Origin of the sequence: Bremerella alba (assembly GCF_013618625.1) — a bacterium.
Classification (GTDB): Bacteria; Planctomycetota; Planctomycetia; order Pirellulales; family Pirellulaceae; genus Bremerella; species Bremerella alba.
Genome location: NZ_JABRWO010000010.1, coordinates 212,942 through 235,165, shown reverse-complemented (window position 1 = coordinate 235,165; position 22,224 = coordinate 212,942). Strand labels below are relative to the sequence as shown.

Sequence of the window (22,224 nt, the reverse complement as noted above, 5' to 3'; positions counted from 1 at the left end):
TTTGCCTGTTTTACCAGACCAAAATGCGGAATCAAGCACGATGATCTAACACTTACCGACACTTTTTGCCGGAACCTGCCGCTATTTTTGCGCTTCATGTCCGATTTCGTCCAAGACGACCGATTTACACAAGGTGGTGAGCGGCGGGGCGTAAATTTGCTACACTGCCGAATTGCCTTACCCGGTTGTTTTAGCGCCTTCACAGCGGCAACGATGCTATGAACGTATTGGTCCTCGGTTCTGGCGGACGCGAACACGCGTTGGCCTGGAAATTGTCACAAAGCTCACGCGTCCGAAACGTGTTTGTTGCCCCCGGCAACGCTGGCACTCAGATCGACGCCGAGAACGTCGCGATTGCGGAAACCGATTTCGCCGCACTCGCTGAGTTCGCCAAACGCAACGAAGTCGGCCTGACCGTCGTCGGTCCCGAAGCGCCCCTGGTCGCTGGCGTGGTCGATTACTTCCGCGAGCAAGGCCTCAAGATCTTTGGCCCCAATAGAGCTGCCGCCCAGCTGGAAGGCAGCAAGTCGTTCTGCAAACGAACGCTTCGCAGCGCCGACGTCCCGACTGCCGACTACCACGTATTCCGCGAAGCTGACGCCGCGGCCCGGTACATCAAAGATCGCTTCCCCCACGAAGGGGAAGACGTCAATGTGGTGATCAAAGCCGACGGGCTGGCCGCTGGCAAAGGGGTCACCGTATGCGACACGGCCGATGAAGCGCTCGAAGCAATCGATCAAATCGGTCGCCAACGCGTCTTCGGAGATGCCGGCGCCCAGATCATCGTCGAAGAACGTCTCGACGGCGAAGAGGCCAGCGTTCTGGCGATCACCGATGGCAAGACAATTCTCACCTTGCCTCCGGCCCAAGACCACAAGCCTGCCTACGACGATGACAAAGGCCCCAACACCGGCGGCATGGGCGCTTACTCCCCTACCCCGCTGGTCACGCCAGAAATAATGCAGATGGTCGAAGAAAAGGTTTTGGTACCGACCGTGCATGGCATGAAGCGTGCCCGAAACCCGTTCCAAGGCGTTTTGTATGCCGGTCTGATGATGACCAACCAAGGTCCGAAAGTCCTGGAATACAACGTTCGCTTCGGCGACCCCGAGTGCCAGCCGATTCTCATGCGGCTAAAGTCCGATCTGGCCGATATTCTGGAAGCGTGTGCCGTTGGCGATCTTGAATCGATTGACCCGCCCGAGTGGGATACGCGTCCGTCGGTGTGCGTCGTGATGGCCTCTGAAGGCTACCCCGGCAGCTACGAAAAAGGGAAACCCATTCGCGGCCTGGAAGACGCCGGCAAGCTAGAAGACGTCAAAGTCTTTCACGCCGGTACCACCATGAACGGCGATCAGGTCGTCACCAACGGCGGCCGCGTCCTGGGTGTAACCGCGATCGGCGATACCATCTCGGCTGCCAAGCTGAAAGCGTACACCGCTGTCAAATGCATCCGCTGGGACGGTGCCTGGTGCCGCAAGGATATCTCGGACAAAGCTCTGCGTCACTCGTAATCGCGAGCCGTCGCAGCACGAGGACCTAAAGCCGAAGAGACAACCGAGAAGGGTCAGGGCATGCAGTCCATGCCCTACGACTCGCCAAAGAATTCTTCGGCGATCTTCTTCAAATAGTCTGCCGAAAAGACATTCGGTGCTGGCTTTTCCGCCTTTTTGGACTTGGCCGGGCTTTGCTTGCCAGGCGGCGTCTTCGGCTCAAACGCTGGCCCGGATGCGGTTGGCTTCGGTGGTGGCTCTTCCTGAGGAGCCAACGCATCGACGTCGATCTTGCCGAAGAACTCGACCCACTCGCTGACCTCGGATTCGGGAATTGCCGGGGCTGTCGGCCGTTTGGGAAGGGGCGGCTGCTTGGCTTCTTCAACGCGACGCCGAGCACGCGTTTGCCGCATCAAGCGGAACCAGCTATCGCTATCGATCGCTTTGGCTTTGCGCCGACGGGCCGCTCGCTGCACACGATGATCGCTAGAAACAACCGTCAGGCGTTTGGGTGCATGATGCTGTTGGATCAACTCTTCGATCATTGCATCGGCATCCGCATAGCCGCTGGCAAATCGAACGGTGATCTGCTGGTGGTTGTAGACACGCGGCAACCCGGGTGGGGCTTTGGCTGAATCGAAGACCACGACCGTTTGCGTTAGCTCCTTCGGATCGATCACCGCCAACAAGGCATCCAGCAGAGCCCGGCGTTCTCCCTCAAAAGAACCTTCGCCATCGACGGAACCGACGAGCCCAGCCGCGTATAGCAGGTTGTATCCATCAATGATGACCGGCATGAAAGCGCCATCTTCTCGGCTGCTGAAGGAGCGATCGCGCAAGCACGTTGCGTGCGTTAGTTTCCATCGTAGCGAAACTTGGTCACGCCGCCTACGATCGTTTCTACGGCACGCCCGGTCAGTTCAACGCCACCAAAGGGCGAATTGAAGCTCTTCGAGCGAAAGCTGGACGTGTCGACCGTCCACCTGGCGTCGGGGTCGATCAGGGTCACATCGGCATCGGCACCGGGCTGCAGGGTTCCTTTTTCCACGCCCAACACCTGGGCGACATTGGTGGACATGGCCCGAATGACCGTCGGCCAGTCCACATGCCCCGTATGTATCAGGTGCGTGCTAATCAGCCCCAAGGCCGTTTCCAGTCCGACCATGCCAAAGGGGGCTTCCGTGATGGCACACATTTTCTTCTCGGAAGATCGCGGAGCGTGTCCGCTGGTGATGACATCGATCGTGCCATCTTTCAGGCCGGCGATACACGCATCGATATGATCACGCGAACGCAACGGCGGGTTGAGCTTCAAGCTGGTGTGAAAGCCGCGCATAGCGTCGTCGGTCAACGCGAACTGATACGCACAGATACTGGCCGTTACCCCCACGCTACGGACCTTCGCCCGGCGCAAGATGTCGACCGTTCCGCTGCACGAAATGGCCAGCAAGTGCAGTTTCCCGCCGGTTGCTTCACATATGCGAATGTCGCGGGCCGCCATCACATCTTCGGCCTCGGCCGGCATCGGGGCGAGCCCCAGCACGGTACTTACCGAACCATCGTGCATCACGCCGTCGCGCGAAAGTTCGACCATCTCGGGCCGATTGAGCACCGGGCGACCAAACATGAGCGTGTATTCCAAGGCCCTGCGAAGCAGTTCCGGATTGGAAACGGGCCGCTGACCATCGCTGAACGCAATCGCTCCGGCATTGTGCAAAATGCCGATCTCGGCCATCTCTTCCCCTTGGCGTCCACTGCTGACGCACGCGACGGGAAAGACGTTGCAGTGATCGGCTTCCGATGCCTGGCGACCGAGATAGATCACCGCAGCCGCACTATCGACCGGCGGATTGGTCTCTGAAATGGCCGCGATCGACGTGAATCCGCCGGCGAGTGCCGCATAGGTGGCCGACTCGATCGTTTCGTCTTCCTCGAAACCTGGCTCACGAATCTGCACGTGCAGATCGATCAGCCCCGGGACGACCAGCTTGCCGGTGGCGTCAATCACCTTCATGTCGGACTGGGGATCGACGTCGATTGCGGCAATGCGTCCCTCTTCGATCAGCAAGTTGGTAACGCGGTCGATATTCTGGCTGGGGTCGATCACCCGTCCGTTTTGAATCAGCGTTTTCAGCATGGTCTCGTGTCCCGTTGCTTCGCCTCGTCCTCGGCTAAGGATTGAGGTGCGGTTATGGTTCTCTCTTCCGATTCAAGCCCAATCAACGGGCACGGCCAGCGCCGAGCAGCCACATCGCTGCCATACGAACGGCTAAACCATTATTTACCTGATGCAGGATCACCGAGTGTTCGCCGTCGGCCACTTCCGGAGTGATCTCGACACCGCGGTTAATCGGCCCAGGGGCCATAATCAAGATGTCTGGCTTGGCCCGCTGCATGCGTTTTTGATCCATCGCATAAAGCAGTGCGTACTCGCGAACCGAGGGAAAGGGACGCGTGTATTGACGCTCGAACTGGATCCGCAGCAGATTCAAGACGTCGCAGCGAGGCAGAATGGTATCGAGATCGTGCGAGACTTCCACACCGAATTCTTCCCACCGGCGAGAAACGAGCGTCGACGGACCGCACACGATCACATGCGCCCCTAGCTTTTGCAGTCCCCAGATGTTCGATCGGGCGGTCCGGCTATGGGCGATATCCCCCACCATGGCGACCGTCTTGCCGCTTAAGTCACCGCGATGCTGACGAATGGTCAAGATATCGAGCAAACCTTGGGTGGGGTGCTCGTGAGGGCCATCGCCAGCGTTGATCACCGAAACGTCCATGTTCTCGGCCAGCATCTGCGGAATGCCAGGAGCCCTGTGCCGACAGACGAGCGTATCAATGCACATCGATTGGATTGTCTTGGCCGTGTCGAGCAGCGTTTCTCCCTTCGAGAGACTACTGCTGGATGCCGAGAACTCGATGACATCGGCTCCCAGACGTCGGGCAGCCAGCGAAAAGCTGGTCCGCGTGCGTGTCGAGTCTTCAAAGAATAGATTGACGCTCGTGTGGCCGGTAAGCAGCGGCAACTTGTGGCGGCAATCTTGGGTAGATTCTTTGAACGCTTGAGCAACGTCGAGAAGAAGTGTGATTTCGTCTGACGTTAAACTTTCCAAATCGAGCAGATGCCGCTTTGTCCAGCGGCCTACGAAGGGCTCGAGAAAACCAGGCGTCTCCATGAAATCCCAGAATATGTAAGCGAAAGGGGCCGGTTTGCGTTCGGCCAAATTCTACGGATTCCTAAGCACACCCACAACCTGGGGCGCGCGAAAAAGGACGGCTGAGGCGAAAATCGCGACAGCCGTCCTTGAATTAACCTTCTCACGAAGTCGTTCGACTTAGTTGGCCCCAGCCGCCGGAGGTGGCAACGCGTCGGCCGGCAGCAAACCATCCATCGGCTCGGGAATGTTGGGGATCAGATTATCGTCTAGCGGGATGTCCTCGACATTCTCGCCATCGGCATTGGCGTCCACCGAACCTGGCGCGATAATCTCTCCGGCTGGTACAGCCGTCGGATCAGGTGCGACGGCGAACGGATCGATCCAACCACCACCCAAGGCCTTGTACAGCGAGACCACGGCCAGGTAGATATCCCCTTCCGCAGCGGTTGCCTGGTCGTCCAAGTCGGCCTGGAAACGCTGAGCGTCGAGCAACGTTTGGAACGGGATGATCCCGCCCTTGTATTGCTCTTCGGAAATCTCCGATGCCGCACGAGCTGCCAGAGCCGCTTCACGCAGGCTTTTCGCTCGCTGGATGCTGTAGCGGTACTGCGACAAGGCGTCTTCCACTTCCTGAGCAGCCGTGATCACTTCGTTCTGGTAGTTGAAGACCAGACCTCTCCAGCGAGCTCGTTGCACTTCGATATCGCTTCGCACACGACCGAAGTCTAACAGCCGCCATCGAGCCGCCGGGCCAGCCGCATAGGCGATACTCTCGTTGGTAAACCACTGGCTGAACCGGGTTGAGTCCACCGTGAACGTTCCGGTGATCGTGAATCGCGGATACAGTTCCGAGACGGCCACACCAATACGAGCCGCTTGAGCTGCCAACTGACGTTCGGCCGAACGGATATCAGGACGTTGACGAATCAATTCGATCGGCAGCCCGACGTCGATGTCGCTAGGCAACATGGGGAATCGCTGCTGCGGCGTGATTTCCTTCGACAGGTCGGATGGCGGTTCTCCCATCAGCACCGAAAGTCGATGGTAGGCCAGTTCCAATTCCTGACGCAGCAGCGGAAGGGCAGCTTCGGTGCTGTACAGGTTGGACTTGGCCTGTTCGACGTCGAGCTGACTCACTGTACCGGCGGCGAATCGGTCTTCGGTAATTTTCAGCGACTGAGCCTGCAGTTCGATATTGCGTTCGACGAACTCAATCCGACGCTGCAAGGTCCGAACCTGAATGTAGTTACCACCGACTTCGCCTTGCAGGGTGACCAGCAAATCGTTGTGATCTTCGATCGCCACGTCGACATCCGCATCGGCCGCTTGAAGACGACGACGCACGCCGCCAAAGACGTCGATTTCCCACGTCGCATCAAAACCAGCCGACCAGAAGTTAAAAGGCGGTGGATTGAAGTTGTCGAGACCGAAGCTATTACCGCTGCCGGATGTCTTACGACGCGTGTAGCTACCAATACCGTCGATGTCGGGGAAGAGCCCGCCACGAACGATGCCGCGTGTGGCCCGGGCTTCTGCAATGCGTTCGGCGGCCTGACCCAAGGTCAAGTTTTGCTCGGCCGTACGCACCACCAAACTGGACAGCACGGGGTCGTTGAACTTTGTCCACCAGGAAACCGAGTCGTTGGCCGACTGGCTTACCCCTGGGGGAAGCGGCGGAATCCATTCGCATTGGAACGGCGCTCCCGGATCGATATGGTCTGGCCCGACCAGGCATCCACTAAGCCCGATGGCCACCGTCGCTACGGCGCTAATGACTAGCTTGCCAATGACAACCGCCGTTTTGCTCGTCGATTTTGATTTTCGTATAACCATTCGCAAGCTAACCTTTTCGTTTCGAGATAGTCTATCTCTCAAAGAGATATCCGCCAGAAACGTTATCGGTGGAATAATCGCACCAAGATTCACCGGAACTGTAACGGTCGTACCAGTCGTACAATCGTTAATCTTAGCGATAGTAACGACAGCATCTTTTGGCGCGGTTATCCCTGTTTTCACCACCTTTGGAGATGGCCTGATACCCAGCGGTAGAGATTGCTAGCGACCAATGCGTTACGCAGATTAACTAATCCGAACTTTTTGCGGATTCGATTCAACCGGAACTCGCTCTTCGGCCGATACCAAAAGCGAGTCTGTGCGCAAGGATGTGCCGAGACCACTTCCCCCTGAACTCACTTCGCAAGGGACTGTTGAGGATGAACCAACAACTTCCTCTATTCACACTACCAGTGCTGGCCATCATTTTGCTGGGCAGCGGCTGCAGCACCGTCCCTCAATCCGAGTCCGTGAGCACCCAAGATCAGGCGATGATTCCTCCGAATCAACCCATGATCATGGTGGAAATGCAAGAGTCTGGCGAAGCATCGCACACGCAGAAGATTCCTCTCGCGGCTGCCCCAACCTTGCAAGCTGCCGTCGAACGGTCCAAGGCCAACGAGAGATTTGATCGCTTCCACATCGCCGTATCGCGTCTGCCGCAACATCCTGGTTTGCCACCGCAGAAGTTGGTCTCGAAATACGACCACCGCAACAAACAGATTCCTTTTGAATACGACTATCAACTCAATGCGGGCGATCGTATTGTGATCGTCAAAGATCCGAGCGACACAATGGACGACCTGCTGGGTACCATTGTCGGCCCCATGCGAATGGCCGCCGGTCGCGAGCCGATCAACCGGTCGCCATTCTAAATCGACGACCGCCCCCCAACGAATTCCAAGAGCGTGCCGCGAGATCATCGCCGGCACGCTTTTTTCGTTTAGTAAGAAACCCGCCAACGCGTGCGGAAGAGCCAGACCATCACGCCGAACATGACCGCGTTCATGCCGACCGTCAGGCCCATGAAGAGAGAGAAGCGATACCAGTCGCCGGGGTTGTCGGTTGCTCCGTCCAGATCGACCCGCAGAGGGACATCGTACAAAGCGGAGAAGGGACTAATGAGCGTCAACTGCCGCGAAACCTCGGCCACCACAGTGACCGGCGGCGGCTCTGGCTCGGTATTGGAAGCCGACGTGTAATCGACCACGGCAACCTCAGCAACCGGCGTAAAGGCCAACTGGGCGAAGTAATCGAAGGCCAGCGTCCCGCAAAACAGAGCGATAATCACCAAGTAAGTCGACATCAAACTGTGCGATGTCTTGCGAAATAGCACCGAGCAAAATAAGGCCAGCATCGATGTCGTGACGCAGGTAATCAAGATCACCGACAGATACGCCAGCACCGACGTCCAATTCGTCCAATAGTACGGCACCATCAAGCATGCCAAGAGCAGCGGCCAAAGCAGGAAGCCAGTCAGCACACTGGAAACACGAAAGCCAGCGACCAACTTGCCGGAAAGAATCATCCACGGCGAGATCTCGGTGGTCAGCAGCAGGTCGAGCGTTTCGCGTTCGCGCTCGGACGTGATACTTCCGGCCGAGAACACTGGCCCCACTAATATATTGAACAGAATCACATACGCCATATAAATCGGGGCGTACTGTGGCTTGAAGTATAGGCACACCGCCATCAAGGGGATCGCCAGAAACATGCTGATCTGAATCACCAGACGCAGCATCAACGTCCCCTGGGCGAAGATCTCGCTGTGGATCTCTTTGTCGTATACCGGGTTCTGATGGTCGTCCAGAAGTTGCGTCCGTTTGGGGGGCGCAAACAAGCGGTCCGGGAATTGATCGCGCTGAATCACCAGCCCGACCGCCTCGCGGGCCTCTTTCTCTAAGTCGACCACATCCTTTCCCTCGCTCCCCACATCGTGCGGATAAAGAAGCGTGCGAGCCGTGTACAACGCAAGCAGAAGTATCGTCGCCGCCGCAGCCGCAGGCACCGTTATCAACAACACGATCAGACGCAGGCCACCATTCTGACCCAGCATTTGCCAGACGAACGCACCGGCCAACGCGATCGGCAAAATCAATAAGTACGAAACCACCAAAGACGAAGCCGTCCGGGCAAAGAAGCTACTGCACGCGACGCTGATCATCCCGAACGTGGCCACCGCAACCATCAAAATCGCATAGGCCGCGAGAAGTTCATACAACGACACGCCACCCAACGGCAAACACAGCATCACGATCGGCAACGACGTGAAGATCAACAGAGCCAAGTGTGCTAAAGATGCCAGTAGTTTGCCCAGCACAATCGCCCCCGGTTTGAGCGGGCTGGCCAGCAGCATCTCGTAGGTCTTGCGTTCTTTCTCGCCGGTCAGCGTGCCAGAGGCAAAGCTGGGAGCCATCAACGAGGCAAGCACAAATTGTCCAAGAAAAAACAAATCAAACAGTCGACGGGCCGCTTCCTGATCGGCCGAAAGATCGAGCCGCTCGACTTGGGGCCAGGCAAAATAAACGATTGCTGCCAAAAGCATCTGGTAAGCCAACAGCAGTAGAAAGGCCCTTGCGGTGCGCAAGTTGACTAAAAGTTCTCGCTGTAAAACTGGATTCTCAAGCAGATACATTCGCGGCAAATCCTTACCGGGCTAGATGATGAGCACCTCGTTGTCCCACGAGGCCTGCCTATTCTAAACCTTCCGCAGAAGCCCACGCCACCCTTATGTCTATTTCACCCATTTCAATTGCGATGGCGTCGAAATCCCCAGTTGTTTGAAACCGATCTAAGCTTGAAGCATCCAAAGCAGCGCACGGTGCACAATACGTTTCTCCAATGAAAAACAACCATGTCTGATTCCCAACCGAAAACCACGTCTCCGACCTCGTCGTCCACGGGGCGACGTCAATTCCTTGGTCTGGCCGCCGCTGGGGTTGCCGCGAACGTCTTTACCGGAGCTTCGACCGCGATGGCTGCAGGGCCATCCGAAGGTGAAACCATGAAACGTCCTAAATTGCTATTTTTTGACGTGAACGAATCGCTGCTCGACTTGGCCGGATTGAAGAAATCGGTGGGTGGCGCGCTGGGCGGCCGAGACGATCTGTTGCCCCTTTGGTTCAAGACGATGCTGCATTACTCGTTGGTGTCGACCGTCACCGATCAGTACCACGACTTCGGAATTCTAGGGGCCGCAGCGCTTCAGACCGTAGCACGCAACGAAGGGATCGAGCTTTCCGAATCCGAGTCCAGGGCAGCCATCGCTCCGATTCGTTCTCTGCCGCCGCATCCCGATGTAGCACCGGCACTGCAAGCGCTCAAGGAAGCGGGCTTTCGTCTGGCAACGCTGACCAATTCGTCGAATTCCGCAGTTGCCGATCAAATGAAAAATGCCGGGCTCACGGACTTCTTCGAAGAACGACTCAGCGTCGAAGACGTCCAGATGTTTAAACCTCACCCCCATACCTATAAATGGGCCACCAATAAGATGAACGTGGCGCCAGAGGAAAGCATGCTCGTCGCCGCTCACGGATGGGATATCGCCGGTGCGTTGAATGCCGGCATGCGTGGGGCCTTCATTGATCGACCAGGCGCCCAACTCTACCCACCCTCTCAAGTTCCCGAAATCATCGAACCTGATCTGATTCAGATTTCTAAGCAACTCATCGCGATGAATTCTTAACGCTCGCGCCAAACCTACGCAGTGCTGCGGTGACCCGTAGCACTGCGTTCTTAGTGCTTTCGCACATCGATTAGGCACAAAACGTTTCGACCGCCTAAGGATCTAGCAGCCCTTATACCTCGTGCATGTGACACGAAATTGCGAGAAAGAAACGTTTTATCTCGGCATTGGCACGCGATCTCTGCGTAGGTTGGCCATTTGTCCTTGAACGGCAGCTTACGGTGACATATTTCCAATTATGTGATTGTGCGCAGAGAATAACCTCTCCTCATCGAGCGTTCATGTCCACTGATCGATGATTTGGAACGCCGTTTGTTTAAGTAGGGACTCAGGAAGTTTATTGAGAAATGTTCCTGCCTGAACAAACCCTCCTGGAGTCGTAATAGTGACCACGAAATATTCCACACGAGGTGGTTTCTCCCTGGTCGAGCTGATGGTCGTCTTGGCGGTGATTGGCGTGTTGGTGGCGTTGCTCTTGCCTGCAGTCCAACAAGCCCGCGAGACATCGCGCCGCGTGGCCTGCACCAATAACATGAAGCAATTAAGCCTGGCGATGCACGTCTATCACGATACGTTTAACGTGTTTCCCTATCGGGAAGGAGGCAGCGGTCAGCACCAGCACAATGGTGGAACGCTTGCTCCTTATCAGCGTCAAAGCGGATTTGTCGGGCTGCTTCCTTACATTGACCAATCGGCCGCCGCGAATGAAGTCCGCATGTTTGGCAACACGAAGACCCCCTGGGACGACTTCCAGCCATGGACGATTTCCTTTAACGCGCTGCTCTGCCCTTCGAGTCCGCGACATGTCTCTAACGACCTCATCGCCGACGCGAACTACACCTTCTGTGCCGGCGACTCGTTCGATACCGAATCGCTCGATCCGCGGGGTATCTTCGGCTTGGTAAAACATTCGACCATGGCCGATATCACCGACGGTACCAGCAACACGATTGCACTTTCCGAACATGGTTTCCCGACCAGCCCGCGAGATCGGTTTAACGTGAACTACGGCAGCGATCCGGCGACCCCGGCCGAGTGTGCTTTGACGTTTGATCCGGTCAACGGCTATAGCAACCCAATTCACGCTCCCGGCAGCCGCTGGACCGATGGAGGTTCGGCCTTCTCTGCGATGAATACCTGCCTGGCACCCAACAGTGCGCAATGTGCCTATTCCAATCACGACGCTCAAGATGGTTTCTACACGGCATCCAGCTATCATCCCGGTGGGGTGATGGCCACGTTTGCCGATGGTTCGGTACGGTTCATTTCCGAAACGATCGACGCCGGAAACCAAGGAGCTACGTCGGTCGCCAGCGGCCCGAGCCCTTACGGCGTGTGGGGAGCAATGGGCAGCAAAAGTGGCGGGGAATACACCCCAGGCAGCGAGTGATCATGATGCGTATCTTATCCATCAGCCTGTTGATCCTGGCAGCCGCATCGTTGGGCTGTAACTCCGGCGAGCCGACTTTGGTTCCCGGACGTTCCCGAACGATCCCCGTCCAGGGAAAAATCACCCTCGACGGAACTCCCATCGAGGGCGCCACCGTGATGTTCTTTAGCGAAAAGCTGATGATCACCTCGTATGGCAAAACCAACGCGACCGGCGAATACGCGCTCACTACCTACGAACCCGGCGACGGTGCCCCGGCGGGCCGCTACCAGGTTTCGGTGAAGAAAAGCGAACAAAAGATCGTTGAACCCAGCAACCACCCTACCCTTCCGCCGAAGGCGCAAACGTCGCAGCTGCTGCCGTCGCAGTATTCCGACTTCGGTTCGTCTCAGTTGCAAGCCGTGGTAGCGGAAGATGGGATGAACGCTTTTCAGTTCAATCTCACTCCTTAGAGCCCAAAGGGCTCACGCCCCCCTCGACCGGGTGCGACGATTTCCGCGTGCGTCGCCAGCCTGTCTTGCGTAAAATCTCTCTCTGTCGACCCCCAACATCCATGCAGCGGCGGAGAGAATTCAATGGGCCCTATCCGAGGTCTATGGCGAGATACCTGGTGGCTATGGTGTGTCTTTACGGCACTCGTGCTGGCCGTTTCCTACGCCGTCACCCCCTTCTTTGTCATCCTGATTCCGATCTTTGCGATCGTTTTCGTCTACTTCAGCTTCATGCGCTACGACGACCAAGGCCGCAACAAAGGCGACCTGATGTAGCGAGCCCCCCCGATTTGCCGCAATAATCGAAGTTCGACCACGAAGAACAGGACGAAATTGTTTTGCATTGTTTCTAAATCGAGATAGGTCCCGGCGATGAATGGTGGTGAAGGCTTTTTCTTTCTGATCGTTTTCGGGATCGCAGCGAGCATCGTGATCCGCCTGGCCGCCGGCTCGATGGATGGAGGTCGCGTCCGCCAATACATCACTGGTATTGGCGGGGAACTTCTTGAATCGCACTGGGACCCCTTCGGCCCTGGCTGGTTTGGCGAGAAGAATGCCCGTATCTATCAGATTCGCTATCGAGACCGCGAGGGCTGCATCCACAGGGCCCATGTGAAGACGTCGCTAATGAGCGGCGTTTATCTGACCAACGACGAGATCATCCGCTGCCCCGAACCCCAAGCAGCGCCCCCTCGGCCGAAGCATCTCGATCTGCCAGACAAGCAAGAAACAATCGACGAGGAAAAGGCCCGGCTCCGCCAGCGGTTGGCCGAGTTAGACAACATGGACTAACCGCCTGCTTCATGGCCAGTCACGAGGTGGCATGCTAGACTGAAGCCCTCCTTCCAAGCGATTTCAATCGGTTTCCGTCGGCTCTCTTCCCGGCCTTGATATTTCATAATAACGGCCCTGCTGGTATCGTTTTCGATGTGGTTGCCTTTTTAAGGGATCGCAATAAGCCCCTCCTCAACTCATCTCACCCAACGTAACACCATGAAACGCCGAACCTTCCTTGCTGCTTCGTCCGCTGCCCTGCTTACGCCGGCGGTGGCCCACGCGATTGCTCCTGCGACGCCGGTTGCCGTCATTGGTCATACCGGCCGCGGCAACTATGGGCACGGGCTCGATACGATGTGGCTCAAGATCAACGAAGCCAAAATCGTCGCCGTGGCCGATGCCGACAAACGCGGCCTGTCGCTGGCCACCAAGCGGCTGGAAGGGGCAAAAGGGTTTGCGGACTACCAGGCAATGCTGAAGCAGGTGCAGCCGGAGATCGTTTCGGTGTGCCCCCGACACCCCGATCAGCACTACGACATGATACTGGCCGCCATCCAATCTGGTGCGAAAGGTATCTACTGCGAGAAGCCCTTCGTTCGCACGCCAGGGGAAGCCGACGCCCTGATTGCTGCGGCTAAGCAACATGGCACGAAGGTCGCCGTCGCGCATCGCAATCGCTATCACCCGGCACTCAAGCACATCGACCAACTCATCGAATCAGGCAAGCTTGGCAAAGTCCTCGAACTGCGGGGCAAAGGCAAAGGAGACCATCGCGGCGGTGGCGAAGACCTGTGGGTGCTGGGTTCGCACATCTTGAATTTGTTCTGCTACTTCGGCAACGGCAAGCCGAAGCATTGCTCTGGTATGCTACTACAAGATGGCCAGTTGGTCACCGCCAAGGACGTGCTGCCGGGGGCCGAGGGTCTGGGCCCCTTGGCCGGAAACGAAATCCATGCCCGCTACGTGATGGATAACGGCCTGGTCGCTTACTACCAGTCGGTCGCCAACGACGGCACCAGCCCCGACGGCTACTGCTTTCAAATCATCGGCAGTAAGGGAACCGTCACCTGGCATATCGACCGCGACCCGGTCGCCCATTTCACGCCAGGCAATCCGTACGATCCGGCCAACACGCCCCGCGAGTGGATCTCCATCACCTCGCAAGGAGTCGGCCAGAAAGAAACCAACCCCCAGGCGATTCAAGCCGTGCATAACCACGTTGCCGCTGGCGTAGATCTTCTTTCCGCCGTCGCCAACGACCATGCTCCGAAGTGCGATATTCACGATGCGACCTGGACCGTGGAAATGATCTGCGGCGTCTTCCAGTCGCACCGCCAAGAGGGACAAATCATCGAGTTCCCCCTTCAGGAACGAGAGCATCCGTTGGCCAAGCTCTAAAAGTCTGTCGAGCCAATCAAGCGAGACAATTGCGTGACTAAGTCACCAGCCGTTTTTGGCAGCGTTCGTCGAAGCCAGGAAGACTTGGATCGATCAGTGCTCGGGTCGCGAGCACTTGTGTGTGCATTCCCCAGGGGTTGTAGTGCGTGAAGGTCACGGCCCGCTGCACCTCGGTCGCAAATCGCATTTTGTAGTCCTGCGTGCCAGGTCCGAAGTTGATTTGCAGGTCACCTCGGTTGTGGCTGTCTTCGACGAACTCGGCCAGCAGAATCGTGCCCAAGCTCTTCGCTTCGCACTTGGCATCGTAGCCGCTTCGCAAGCAGTAGACGTTCCCGCGGCAAACGTAGTTGTAAAGAAACGCGACCGGACGTTCGTCCAAGTACAACAGATTCATGTCGAGCATCCCGTTCAGTGCAGCTTCGACGTGCAGGTCGCGAAGCAGCGGCAGAACCCGCGAGCTACAAAAGGCGGCCTCGATCGGCGATTGCGACTGCCAGCTTCGCTGAGCGACCGCTCGCGACTGCTCGAACAGATCCCACCGCGGATCGATCTTGCCGGTCTCGATATCGCTGCGGTAGCGAACGTATCGCAGCTTGCCGTGCTGTCGGGCTCGCTCTTGTTCTCGCTTCATACCGCGTCGCCAGTTCTTCGACTTCGACTTGGTAAACTCTTCCCACGAATCGGCCAGTTCCACAATCGGAGCTTCCATTCTTGGTCGCTCGAAAAACTGCAGTGGCTGGTCGTTGATAACCTTCGCCAGCTCCGGAAAATGATCGGCCTGTTCGCTGAGGTAACGGAAGTCGATCACATCCCAGTCGCGCGGCTGAGTGCGGATGTACTCTAACGCGTCCCGCATCAGGGCGACCGGGTCTTTGCCAATCGGCCCATAAAACGTGCCCCAGTCATCTAGCGGAAACGACAACACGCGTAGATGACCAAAGCGAAACTTTTCCATTCGAACCGTAAAGGGGACAATACCAACCGGCTCGTCCCCCTCGCTGATCACCAACAACCGCAGCTTCTGTTCACGCTTAAAGTATCGCAGCGTGATGGTCAGCCATTCGAGCGTCTGAAAGAAAGTCGCCCCCGGAGTCCGACGGTGCAGACGTTCCCACGCTAGTGCAAGTTCGCTCAACAGAGTGGGATCGTTAATCTCTCGAATCGTTCGCTTCATTGTTTTGCCCCGTGAAAAGAATCTCGTGATCCAATGTCAGAAGAGTTTGCACGAGGTATGCCAAAGCCCACACACAACCCCAGCAACTGTTCGCAAAACCCCATCAGTATGGGACTTACGGTCGATGCCGGTTGCCTGCACCAAGTTCTTAAGATGAGGCATTCCGGCAACACGGTTGATTCCAGGCATCATCTGAGCCCAACAGAGGGGAAGTACAATTGCCATAACCGCGACAATTAGAACCAATTTCTGCGCATAACGCGCACACGAAAATGGCCACTTGCTTGTCGGCCAAGCCCATCGCTCGATTCGTGCGAATTAATGCGCATTTCGCGCAGCATGGCTCCAACGTCGTTGTGTTTTGGAAACGTGCTTGCCAAGAGGCCTCGTCCCGAAAGAGTTCACCAGCGATTGCGAACCGAGCGATGGCATAGACTTCGTCGCTCTTGAAGAGAAACCGACGCTTAAGTAGCGACGGCCAAGCAAGCAACGTCGAGGCGCTCAAGAAGGCGCCTCGACTTCAAGATTGGGGATCCGCAGCAAAACTACTTGGCTTGATCCCACAGCACAAACGGGTCGTCCAGGCGTTTCATCTCTTCCTGCAGCAGCGTCTCCATCTCCTGCCGCTGGGCAGCGAAGTTCGGATCGTTGGCGAGGTTCGTTTGATGCTTTTCAGGCGTGACCCCAGTCATAGCGATCACATTCTTATTGTGGTGCTGCGGCAGGAACTCGTGCGGGTTCTCGGCCAGGTTGAACAGCTGCGTCTCTTGCACGTCGGCGCTAGGTACGTCGTACTTCAGCAGCTTCCAGTCCCCTTTCTTCACGCACCGCATGCCGGGCTTCTCGCCACCACAATACACACCGTACAGCACATCACGAACGGTATCTTTCTTGCCGGTCAGCACAGGCTTGAAGCTGGTTCCTTCGTTCGTTTCAGGCGGCTGCACCCCGGTCAAATCGCAGATGGTCGCCAGCACGTCTAACAGGTAGATGTTCCCTTGGGCCCGCGTTCCAGGCTCGATGCCGGGGCCTTTGACGACCAGCGGAACCCGCCAGGTGTGCTCGTACAGGTTCTGCTTCCCTTGCAAGCCATGCCGCCCGATCGCCATGCCGTGGTCAGCGGTGTAGATGATATAGGTATTCTCGAGTTCGCCCATCGCTTCCAACTTGTCGAGCACCTTGCCGATCTGAATATCGATGTTTTCGCTACACGCGAACTCGCGTCCTAGTTCGTTGCGAATGGTCGCCTCGTCGCGGTTGGTCCAGACGCCGCTCACGGCTACTTCGTCGCGGACATTCGAGTGGCTGTTCTGAAAGGGATGCTTGGGCAGCCAATTCGGCGGCATTTGCGGCTGCTTGTCGTTGGGCTCAGGCAGCTTCGTTTCCTTTGTGTGATTGATCGAACCGTACTTCTCTAAAAGCTCTGGTGTGCCGTCACGCGTATCGTGTGGGTGCGAGAAACCGAAGTAAATCAAAAACGGATCTTCGTCCTTGGTCTTCTCGCGCTCGTTCAAGTAATCGAGCACCTGCTTTCCGTGCCAGGCACTTCCAGACTCATCCGTCCCGCCACGCTTGGAAGCATCTTTCACGACGGTGAACTGCTTGTTGGCCGCGGCGTAGCTGTTTCCCTTCTTGCAGGTTCGCATGGTGTCGTACCCGGCACGGTTAAACACGGCCCCCATCGTGAAGTCAGGCAGGTTCTGGGGAACGAGTGCCGTGTCTCCTTCGTTTGGGTTTCGATTGCGATTCAAACGACTGGGAATATGCCAGACAGTCCGGCCGCTCATAATCATGTGTCGCGACGGCGTGCACACGGCACCCGACCACGCCCCCATGTGATACGCCCCGTCGAAGACCATGCCGTCGGCCGCAAGTTGATCGATCACCGGCGTATCGAGCTTCGAGTCTTGGTTGTAAAACTTGAAATCAAACGGCGACTGATCGTCGGTCAGAATGAACAGAACATTCGGCCGATCGGCAGCCGTCGCCAAGGATGTCATGCCCAGCGTCGCGAGCAGACATGTCAAAAGAATTCGGTAAGTGTGCGTCATGGATAGCCCGGGGGGATAATAGGACAAGGTTACGTTAGTTCTTTTCGCTCTTCCAAAGGTCGATATTCGATACGTCGTTTTGCGATTTCGGTCCGTCGGTACTGCGGCCGCGGTCGATGTCGGCTTGAAGCTGTTGTAGAAGTCGCTCGGCAACCGACGCCTCGATCAGGTAACGGTTCTGCTGCTCGCCGATGTCTTCAACCATGTGGTATAGCTGTGCTTTGGGGGCGTCTTTACCGGCCTGTTTTTCATTGGGGGAACTCCACCCGCCAGAACCGCGGGCCAGGGCCAACTTCCAGGGACCTTGCCGATAGGCGAAGTGCCCACTGACCGAGTGATGCACCACGCCAGCCCGAGTTGAAGTGATCGGCTTGCCAGCGATCGCCGGCAAGAAGCTGACGCTGTCTTCGCACGTGCCAGGCGGAACCTTGGCGTCCATCATATCGGCCACCGTTGCGAACCAATCGGTCAAGCAAATCAACTGATCGCTCGACGAGCCTGCTTCCACTTTGCCAGGCCAACGCACCATAAACGGCACACGATGCCCGCCGTCCCAGATGTCGGCCTTCGAGCCACGCAGGTGGGCACTGACGATGTGCCCCTGCTTGGCCAGTTGCGGGATGCCTGCCGCTTTGCTGCAGCCGTTATCGCTGGTAAAGACGACCAGGGTATTGTCGGTCAAGCCGTTCCGATCAAGAGCTTGGGTGACCTGCACGACAGCGTTGTCGGTTTCCATCACGAAGTCGCCGTAATCTCCCAGGCCGCTTCTTCCCTGCCAGGCTTTAGTGGGCAGGATCGGCGTGTGGGGCGAGCCGAGGGGGATGTACAGAAAGAACGGTTTTTCGTCGTTGGCATGCTGGTCGATGTACTCGACGCTCTTACGCGTCAATCGCGGTAGCATGTTGATCGGTGGATCGTGGGCGATGACGGTGTCGTTTTCGATAACTGTCTGCATGTCGCGGGCATGGTGAAAGCCATGGAAATAATCGAACCCGCGTGCCTGCGGACCGTCGGGAATTTTGGTCCCCACCGGCGGCGATTTGAACTGTTTGGCTAGGTACGGCTGGCCAGTTTGAGGATCGCAATATTGAAAGTTCAAATGCCACTTGCCAATGATCGCCGTTTGGTAGCCGTGGTCTTTCAAAAAGTTGGCCACCGTCGGACGATCCTCGTCGATCAAGCAAGGGGCGAAGCCGGTCACCACCCCCTTCTGTAGTTTGGTTCGCCAACTGTAGCGGCCCGTTAGCAGACCGTAGCGGGTGGGCGTGCAAACCGACGAACCGCTATGCGCGTCGGTGAAGGTCATCCCTTGCTTTGCCAATTGATCGGCCCCAGGCGTGGGAATCTTGCCGTGCTGCGGATTCAAGCACTGGACGTCCCCGTAGCCGAGGTCGTCGCACAGAATGAACACAATGTTCGGCTTTTCTCCAGCCCACAGTCCCTGCGGCAAAAGCAGCGCGAAGGCCAGCCAGAACCATGTCACTCGATAAGTCTTGTTCGTACTCCTGAGCATTACTTCTCCAAGCGGGGTGCCGAGTGCCCTTGCTTTTGAATCTTGGTCAACAGCTTCTGCATCTGCTCGACCTTCTCGGGCTGGTCGGCGGCGAGATTGTTTCGCTGGCCGGGGTCGCTTGCCAGGTCGTACAGTTCGACCGGCTGTTTGTCGTCGCCCGGATAGTTGTGCCGCGGCTCCCATGCCTGCCACCCTTTCGATCGGTAGCCGGTTTTGTGATCGACCAACAGCCAATCGCCGTCGCGGATCGCATATTGATTGGCGAACGTGTTATGAATGTGCGACGCACGAATGGCCGCGGCTTCTCCCTTGAGGTGCGGCAGCATGTCGTGCGAGTCTTCGGCCGCATCGTCAGGCAGTTTGTAGCCGATCGCGGAAGCAAACGTCGCCATCAGGTCGATCTGCGAAACCAACGCGTAGCTCTCGCTTCCAGGTGTGGTCACCCCCGGCCAACGCACGATGAACGGCACATGATGCCCTCCTTCGTAGATGTCTCGCTTCAAACCGCGGAAGGGCTCGGACGACCAGTGACCGTACTTCGCATCGCGAGCATAGGCGTAGTGCTCTGGCCCGTTGTCGGCGGTGAAGACGACGATCGTGTTATCGGCCTGGCCCGATGCTTCGAGCGCGGCGAGCAGCCGGCCTACCATCGCGTCGGTTTCGACGACGAAGTCACCGAATGGCCCGGCATCGCTCTTTCCGTCGTAGGCATCGTTGGGGATGATTGGAGCATGCGGGCAAGGGAACGCGAAGTACAAAAAGAACGGCTCGGTCTCGTCCTTTCGCGACTTAAGATACGCGACGCCTTGGTCGGTTAGGGTTGGCAGCACGTCGTATGGATTCCATCCGGTAACCATTGGACCGGGTCGACACTCCCAGTTGCCTTCCTTGATCTTCTTCCACTTCGCCTCGTCTTTCATCGTGTCGGGGATCTGGGCCAGCTTGTCGTCTTCGATCCAGGCATACGGAGGAAAGTTAATGACCGTATCGCCGAAGTAATGATCGAAACCGTGGGCAAGTGGCCCGTCTGGAATGGCCTTCGACCAGTCGAAACTATCTGGCTGAATCCCTTTGCTTTGGCGAATAGCGTCCCAGTCCCAACCCAAATGCCACTTGCCGATGCAAGCCGTCGCGTAGCCTTGATCTTTGAGCATTTCCGGCATCGTCAATCGCTCTGGCTTAAAGACCGACTTGCCAAACGCGTTGACGATCCCATGAAAGTCACGCCAATGATGCCGCCCGGTAAGCAGTGCGTATCGGCTGGGCGTACAAATACCGGAAGACGAATGCCCGTCGGTGAATCGTGTGCCCGAGGCAGCCAATTTGTCGAGATTGGGCGTGGGGATCTTTCCTTGTGGGTTGTAGCACGAGAGATCGCCGTAGCCGAGGTCGTCGGCATACAGAATCAAAATGTTCGGCGGGCTCTTCTCTTGGGCATGCAGAGGAAGGCCAGTCATTTGAACTACACACAGCAGCAGCGCAGCAAGCAGGGTCGATCGCATCATAAGCTCGGTACTCGAAAAGCAGTTGCAGGAGGGACTCGGGATAGGCCGGGCAGTGAGCGGAAAAGAGGGAGGATCCGGCTCACTAATAAACAGCCGATCCGTGCGAAACATGTCTCGAAATCGCGGGACATTTCCAATTTTCTCGCAGCCCACCCATTCTCTTGCGCGAAAACTCTCGCTGCAAATCGACGATCGAAAAAAACTTTCAACCGGATAAGGAATTCTTTCACTGGCCCCATACCAGAATTCGCACAATGGGACACATGGGGTCAAGTACCCAGTAATACCTGTATTAAAACCATGACGCAAAATGGGTTAATTGCGACTACAAGAGAGCCTTTTCTTTCTCAAAATTTCCTTCAATCCCCCTGATTGTCGTAAGTTCATGGCTTGCAAGACGGGTCATTTGAACGTAACATTTTGCGCAATAATCCATACAAGATCGCGCACGCCGACGTCCTCTCCCGATTGACGGCTCAACCTGACATTTTGGACGCATAGATGCATATGAGTGAAAAAATAACGATCGGGATCCATTCCGCCTCTTGGACCGAGCATTCCCGTCGCGTGCTGCAAGGCCTGCTGAACTACATCGAAGAGTTTCCGAACATCCAAGTTCGCGACTTCCGTTTCTCGAGCAACGACCCCAACCTGGTTGGCAACCCTCCGTGGGCCGGCAAGGTGGACGGAGCAATCGTTTCCGCTGGCAGAAACCCAGGCATCACCACCTGGCTCAAGCGAGGAAAAGTACCGGTCGTTATGGCCAGTGGCGACCTGATTGATTCTGGCTTCGTTTCTGTCTACACCGATGTTCATTCGGTCGGCCGTCTTGCCGCTGCCCATCTCACCGAAGCAGGCTTCGAGCATATCGCATTCATTGGGTACCAAAAGTCGGACGGATCGAAGCGGCGTCGTGACGGATTGTCGGACGAACTCACCAAGCGTGGCATCAAGCTGAAGTCCCTGGCCCTTAAGGAAATCCCGGTCGATTCGGTCGAGGAAGAAAGCGATATTTCGGAGTCGACCGTCGAGAAGATTCAGCAACTGCTCGAGAAGTCTCCTAGACCGCTGGCCGTGGTTACTTTGAATGATGTCTTGGCCGAGTTTGTCGCCAAGGTTGCGACCGAGATGGGACTCTCGATTCCGGATGAAATTGGCGTGCTGGGTGTGGGCGACTCGGAACGGGCCCGCATGGCCGATCCGCCTCTTTCCAGCGTGCACACGCCGGGTGTCGAAATTGGTTACCGCTGTGCGTCTCTGCTGCACTCGATGATTTTAGGCAACACGCCCAAGGAAACGGTCTTCGAGATTCCGGCCGAGCAGGTCTCGGCCAGACGTTCGACCACCGGCTGGAAGCGTGCTGCGGTGACCGATATCGATCGGGCAGTGAACTACATTCGCGAGCATGCCTGCGACGGCATTCGCCTGAAGGACGTTTCAAGCGCCGTACGCATCCCGATCCGTACGCTGGAAATCGAATTCAAAAAGCAGATCGGCCGCTCGATGGGAGAGGTCATCCGCGAGGTCCGCCTGGAGCGGGTAAAGCAATTGCTCGAGTCGACGAACCTTTCCACGCAGCGAATCGCGGCGATGGTCGGCTACAGCCATTATTCCTATCTGAATAAGCTGCTACGTGACGAACTGAATGTGACGCCAAGCCAATACCGTAAGCAGCAGCGCCGCGCGAAATCTGAATTGGAATAACCCGTTCGCGCCTTGGGCCACGTGGGAGAAGAACCTCCGAGCCATCGTT

At 56.8% G+C, this 22,224-nt stretch carries 18 protein-coding genes; 9 read left to right on the top strand and 9 right to left on the bottom strand.

All coding sequences use genetic code 11. The annotated features are described in order from the left end of the window. Window positions 1-218 precede the first annotated feature (218 nt). The gene (gene purD / locus HOV93_RS18205; RefSeq protein WP_207397954.1) at window positions 219-1,514 is read left to right on the top strand and encodes a phosphoribosylamine--glycine ligase; all 1,296 of its coding nucleotides are present in this window, start codon (window positions 219-221) and stop codon (window positions 1,512-1,514) included. Between the two features lie 74 nt (window positions 1,515-1,588). Here purD and HOV93_RS18200 read toward each other — a convergent pair whose 3' ends face one another. From HOV93_RS18200 to HOV93_RS18185, 4 genes are all read right to left on the bottom strand, one after another. Further along, window positions 1,589-2,290 carry an NYN domain-containing protein gene (locus HOV93_RS18200; RefSeq protein ID WP_207397953.1) on the bottom strand — a complete coding sequence of 234 codons (702 nt, stop codon included), beginning with the start codon at window positions 2,288-2,290 and terminating at the stop codon, window positions 1,589-1,591. Between the two features lie 56 nt (window positions 2,291-2,346). Then, window positions 2,347-3,630 carry a dihydroorotase gene (locus HOV93_RS18195; RefSeq protein ID WP_207397952.1) on the bottom strand — a complete coding sequence of 428 codons (1,284 nt, stop codon included), beginning with the start codon at window positions 3,628-3,630 and terminating at the stop codon, window positions 2,347-2,349. Window positions 3,631-3,712: 82 nt separating this feature from the next. Next, complete coding sequence (locus HOV93_RS18190; protein WP_207398026.1) at window positions 3,713-4,672, bottom strand: aspartate carbamoyltransferase catalytic subunit; 960 nt, start codon at window positions 4,670-4,672, stop codon at window positions 3,713-3,715. A gap of 159 nt (window positions 4,673-4,831) precedes the next feature. Further along, on the bottom strand, window positions 4,832-6,487 hold the full coding sequence (locus HOV93_RS18185) for an efflux transporter outer membrane subunit (protein ID WP_207397951.1): 1,656 nt from the start codon (window positions 6,485-6,487) through the stop codon (window positions 4,832-4,834). Between the two features lie 380 nt (window positions 6,488-6,867). Here HOV93_RS18185 and HOV93_RS18180 point away from each other — a divergent pair, with 380 nt between their 5' ends. After that, entirely contained in the window at window positions 6,868-7,362 is a 495-nt protein-coding gene (locus HOV93_RS18180) for a hypothetical protein (RefSeq protein WP_207397950.1), read from the top strand. 68 nt (window positions 7,363-7,430) lie between these two features. Here the strand turns inward: HOV93_RS18180 and HOV93_RS18175 are convergent, their stop codons facing one another. Beyond that, complete coding sequence (locus HOV93_RS18175) at window positions 7,431-9,122, bottom strand: ABC transporter permease (RefSeq protein WP_207397949.1); 1,692 nt, start codon at window positions 9,120-9,122, stop codon at window positions 7,431-7,433. Between the two features lie 219 nt (window positions 9,123-9,341). Here HOV93_RS18175 and HOV93_RS18170 point away from each other — a divergent pair, with 219 nt between their 5' ends. The 6 genes from HOV93_RS18170 to HOV93_RS18145 all read left to right on the top strand — a co-directional run bounded on the left by HOV93_RS18170 (window position 9,342) and on the right by HOV93_RS18145 (window position 14,228). Further along, complete coding sequence (locus HOV93_RS18170) at window positions 9,342-10,172, top strand: haloacid dehalogenase type II (protein ID WP_207397948.1); 831 nt, start codon at window positions 9,342-9,344, stop codon at window positions 10,170-10,172. A gap of 385 nt (window positions 10,173-10,557) precedes the next feature. After that, entirely contained in the window at window positions 10,558-11,562 is a 1,005-nt protein-coding gene (locus tag HOV93_RS18165) for a DUF1559 family PulG-like putative transporter (RefSeq protein WP_207397947.1), read from the top strand. Between the two features lie 2 nt (window positions 11,563-11,564). Next, window positions 11,565-12,014, top strand: coding sequence for a carboxypeptidase-like regulatory domain-containing protein (locus HOV93_RS18160; RefSeq protein WP_207397946.1), 450 nt, complete (start codon window positions 11,565-11,567; stop codon window positions 12,012-12,014). Window positions 12,015-12,137: 123 nt separating this feature from the next. Beyond that, window positions 12,138-12,329: a hypothetical protein gene (locus tag HOV93_RS18155; protein ID WP_207397945.1), complete on the top strand. Its 192-nt coding sequence runs from the start codon at window positions 12,138-12,140 to the stop codon at window positions 12,327-12,329. Window positions 12,330-12,425: 96 nt separating this feature from the next. Then, on the top strand, window positions 12,426-12,845 hold the full coding sequence (locus HOV93_RS18150) for a hypothetical protein (RefSeq protein ID WP_207397944.1): 420 nt from the start codon (window positions 12,426-12,428) through the stop codon (window positions 12,843-12,845). A gap of 201 nt (window positions 12,846-13,046) precedes the next feature. Next, window positions 13,047-14,228 carry a Gfo/Idh/MocA family protein gene (locus HOV93_RS18145; protein ID WP_207397943.1) on the top strand — a complete coding sequence of 394 codons (1,182 nt, stop codon included), beginning with the start codon at window positions 13,047-13,049 and terminating at the stop codon, window positions 14,226-14,228. Between the two features lie 37 nt (window positions 14,229-14,265). On the opposite strand, the gene HOV93_RS18140 is transcribed toward HOV93_RS18145, so the two are convergent. The 4 genes from HOV93_RS18140 to HOV93_RS18125 form a co-directional block, all read right to left on the bottom strand. Further along, window positions 14,266-15,402: a GNAT family N-acetyltransferase gene (locus tag HOV93_RS18140; protein ID WP_207397942.1), complete on the bottom strand. Its 1,137-nt coding sequence runs from the start codon at window positions 15,400-15,402 to the stop codon at window positions 14,266-14,268. A gap of 545 nt (window positions 15,403-15,947) precedes the next feature. After that, on the bottom strand, window positions 15,948-17,453 hold the full coding sequence (locus HOV93_RS18135) for a sulfatase-like hydrolase/transferase (RefSeq protein WP_207397941.1): 1,506 nt from the start codon (window positions 17,451-17,453) through the stop codon (window positions 15,948-15,950). Between the two features lie 34 nt (window positions 17,454-17,487). Then, on the bottom strand, window positions 17,488-18,966 hold the full coding sequence (locus HOV93_RS18130) for a sulfatase family protein (RefSeq protein WP_207397940.1): 1,479 nt from the start codon (window positions 18,964-18,966) through the stop codon (window positions 17,488-17,490). Next, entirely contained in the window at window positions 18,966-20,471 is a 1,506-nt protein-coding gene (locus HOV93_RS18125; RefSeq protein WP_207397939.1) for a sulfatase family protein, read from the bottom strand. The genes HOV93_RS18130 and HOV93_RS18125 overlap by 1 nt, the downstream gene beginning before the upstream one ends. Before the next feature lie 507 nt (window positions 20,472-20,978). On the opposite strand from HOV93_RS18125, the gene HOV93_RS18120 reads away from it, so the two are divergent. After that, window positions 20,979-22,175, top strand: a complete 1,197-nt coding sequence (locus HOV93_RS18120) for a substrate-binding domain-containing protein (protein WP_207397938.1) — start codon at window positions 20,979-20,981, stop codon at window positions 22,173-22,175. The last annotated feature ends 49 nt before the right edge of the window (window positions 22,176-22,224 follow it).

Bases quoted from the DNA above. Each gene is read 5' to 3' on its own strand.
- purD (WP_207397954.1), top strand. From the start codon at position 219: ATGAACGTATTGGTCCTCGGTTCTGGCGGACGCGAACACGCGTTGGCC.
- HOV93_RS18200 (WP_207397953.1), bottom strand. From the start codon at position 2,290: ATGCCGGTCATCATTGATGGATACAACCTGCTATACGCGGCTGGGCTC.
- HOV93_RS18195 (WP_207397952.1), bottom strand. From the start codon at position 3,630: ATGCTGAAAACGCTGATTCAAAACGGACGGGTGATCGACCCCAGCCAG.
- HOV93_RS18190 (WP_207398026.1), bottom strand. From the start codon at position 4,672: ATGGAGACGCCTGGTTTTCTCGAGCCCTTCGTAGGCCGCTGGACAAAG.
- HOV93_RS18185 (WP_207397951.1), bottom strand. From the start codon at position 6,487: ATGGTTATACGAAAATCAAAATCGACGAGCAAAACGGCGGTTGTCATT.
- HOV93_RS18180 (WP_207397950.1), top strand. From the start codon at position 6,868: ATGAACCAACAACTTCCTCTATTCACACTACCAGTGCTGGCCATCATT.
- HOV93_RS18175 (WP_207397949.1), bottom strand. From the start codon at position 9,122: ATGTATCTGCTTGAGAATCCAGTTTTACAGCGAGAACTTTTAGTCAAC.
- HOV93_RS18170 (WP_207397948.1), top strand. From the start codon at position 9,342: ATGTCTGATTCCCAACCGAAAACCACGTCTCCGACCTCGTCGTCCACG.
- HOV93_RS18160 (WP_207397946.1), top strand. From the start codon at position 11,565: ATGATGCGTATCTTATCCATCAGCCTGTTGATCCTGGCAGCCGCATCG.
- HOV93_RS18155 (WP_207397945.1), top strand. From the start codon at position 12,138: ATGGGCCCTATCCGAGGTCTATGGCGAGATACCTGGTGGCTATGGTGT.
- HOV93_RS18150 (WP_207397944.1), top strand. From the start codon at position 12,426: ATGAATGGTGGTGAAGGCTTTTTCTTTCTGATCGTTTTCGGGATCGCA.
- HOV93_RS18145 (WP_207397943.1), top strand. From the start codon at position 13,047: ATGAAACGCCGAACCTTCCTTGCTGCTTCGTCCGCTGCCCTGCTTACG.
- HOV93_RS18140 (WP_207397942.1), bottom strand. From the start codon at position 15,402: ATGAAGCGAACGATTCGAGAGATTAACGATCCCACTCTGTTGAGCGAA.
- HOV93_RS18135 (WP_207397941.1), bottom strand. From the start codon at position 17,453: ATGACGCACACTTACCGAATTCTTTTGACATGTCTGCTCGCGACGCTG.
- HOV93_RS18130 (WP_207397940.1), bottom strand. From the start codon at position 18,966: ATGCTCAGGAGTACGAACAAGACTTATCGAGTGACATGGTTCTGGCTG.
- HOV93_RS18125 (WP_207397939.1), bottom strand. From the start codon at position 20,471: ATGATGCGATCGACCCTGCTTGCTGCGCTGCTGCTGTGTGTAGTTCAA.
- HOV93_RS18120 (WP_207397938.1), top strand. From the start codon at position 20,979: ATGAGTGAAAAAATAACGATCGGGATCCATTCCGCCTCTTGGACCGAG.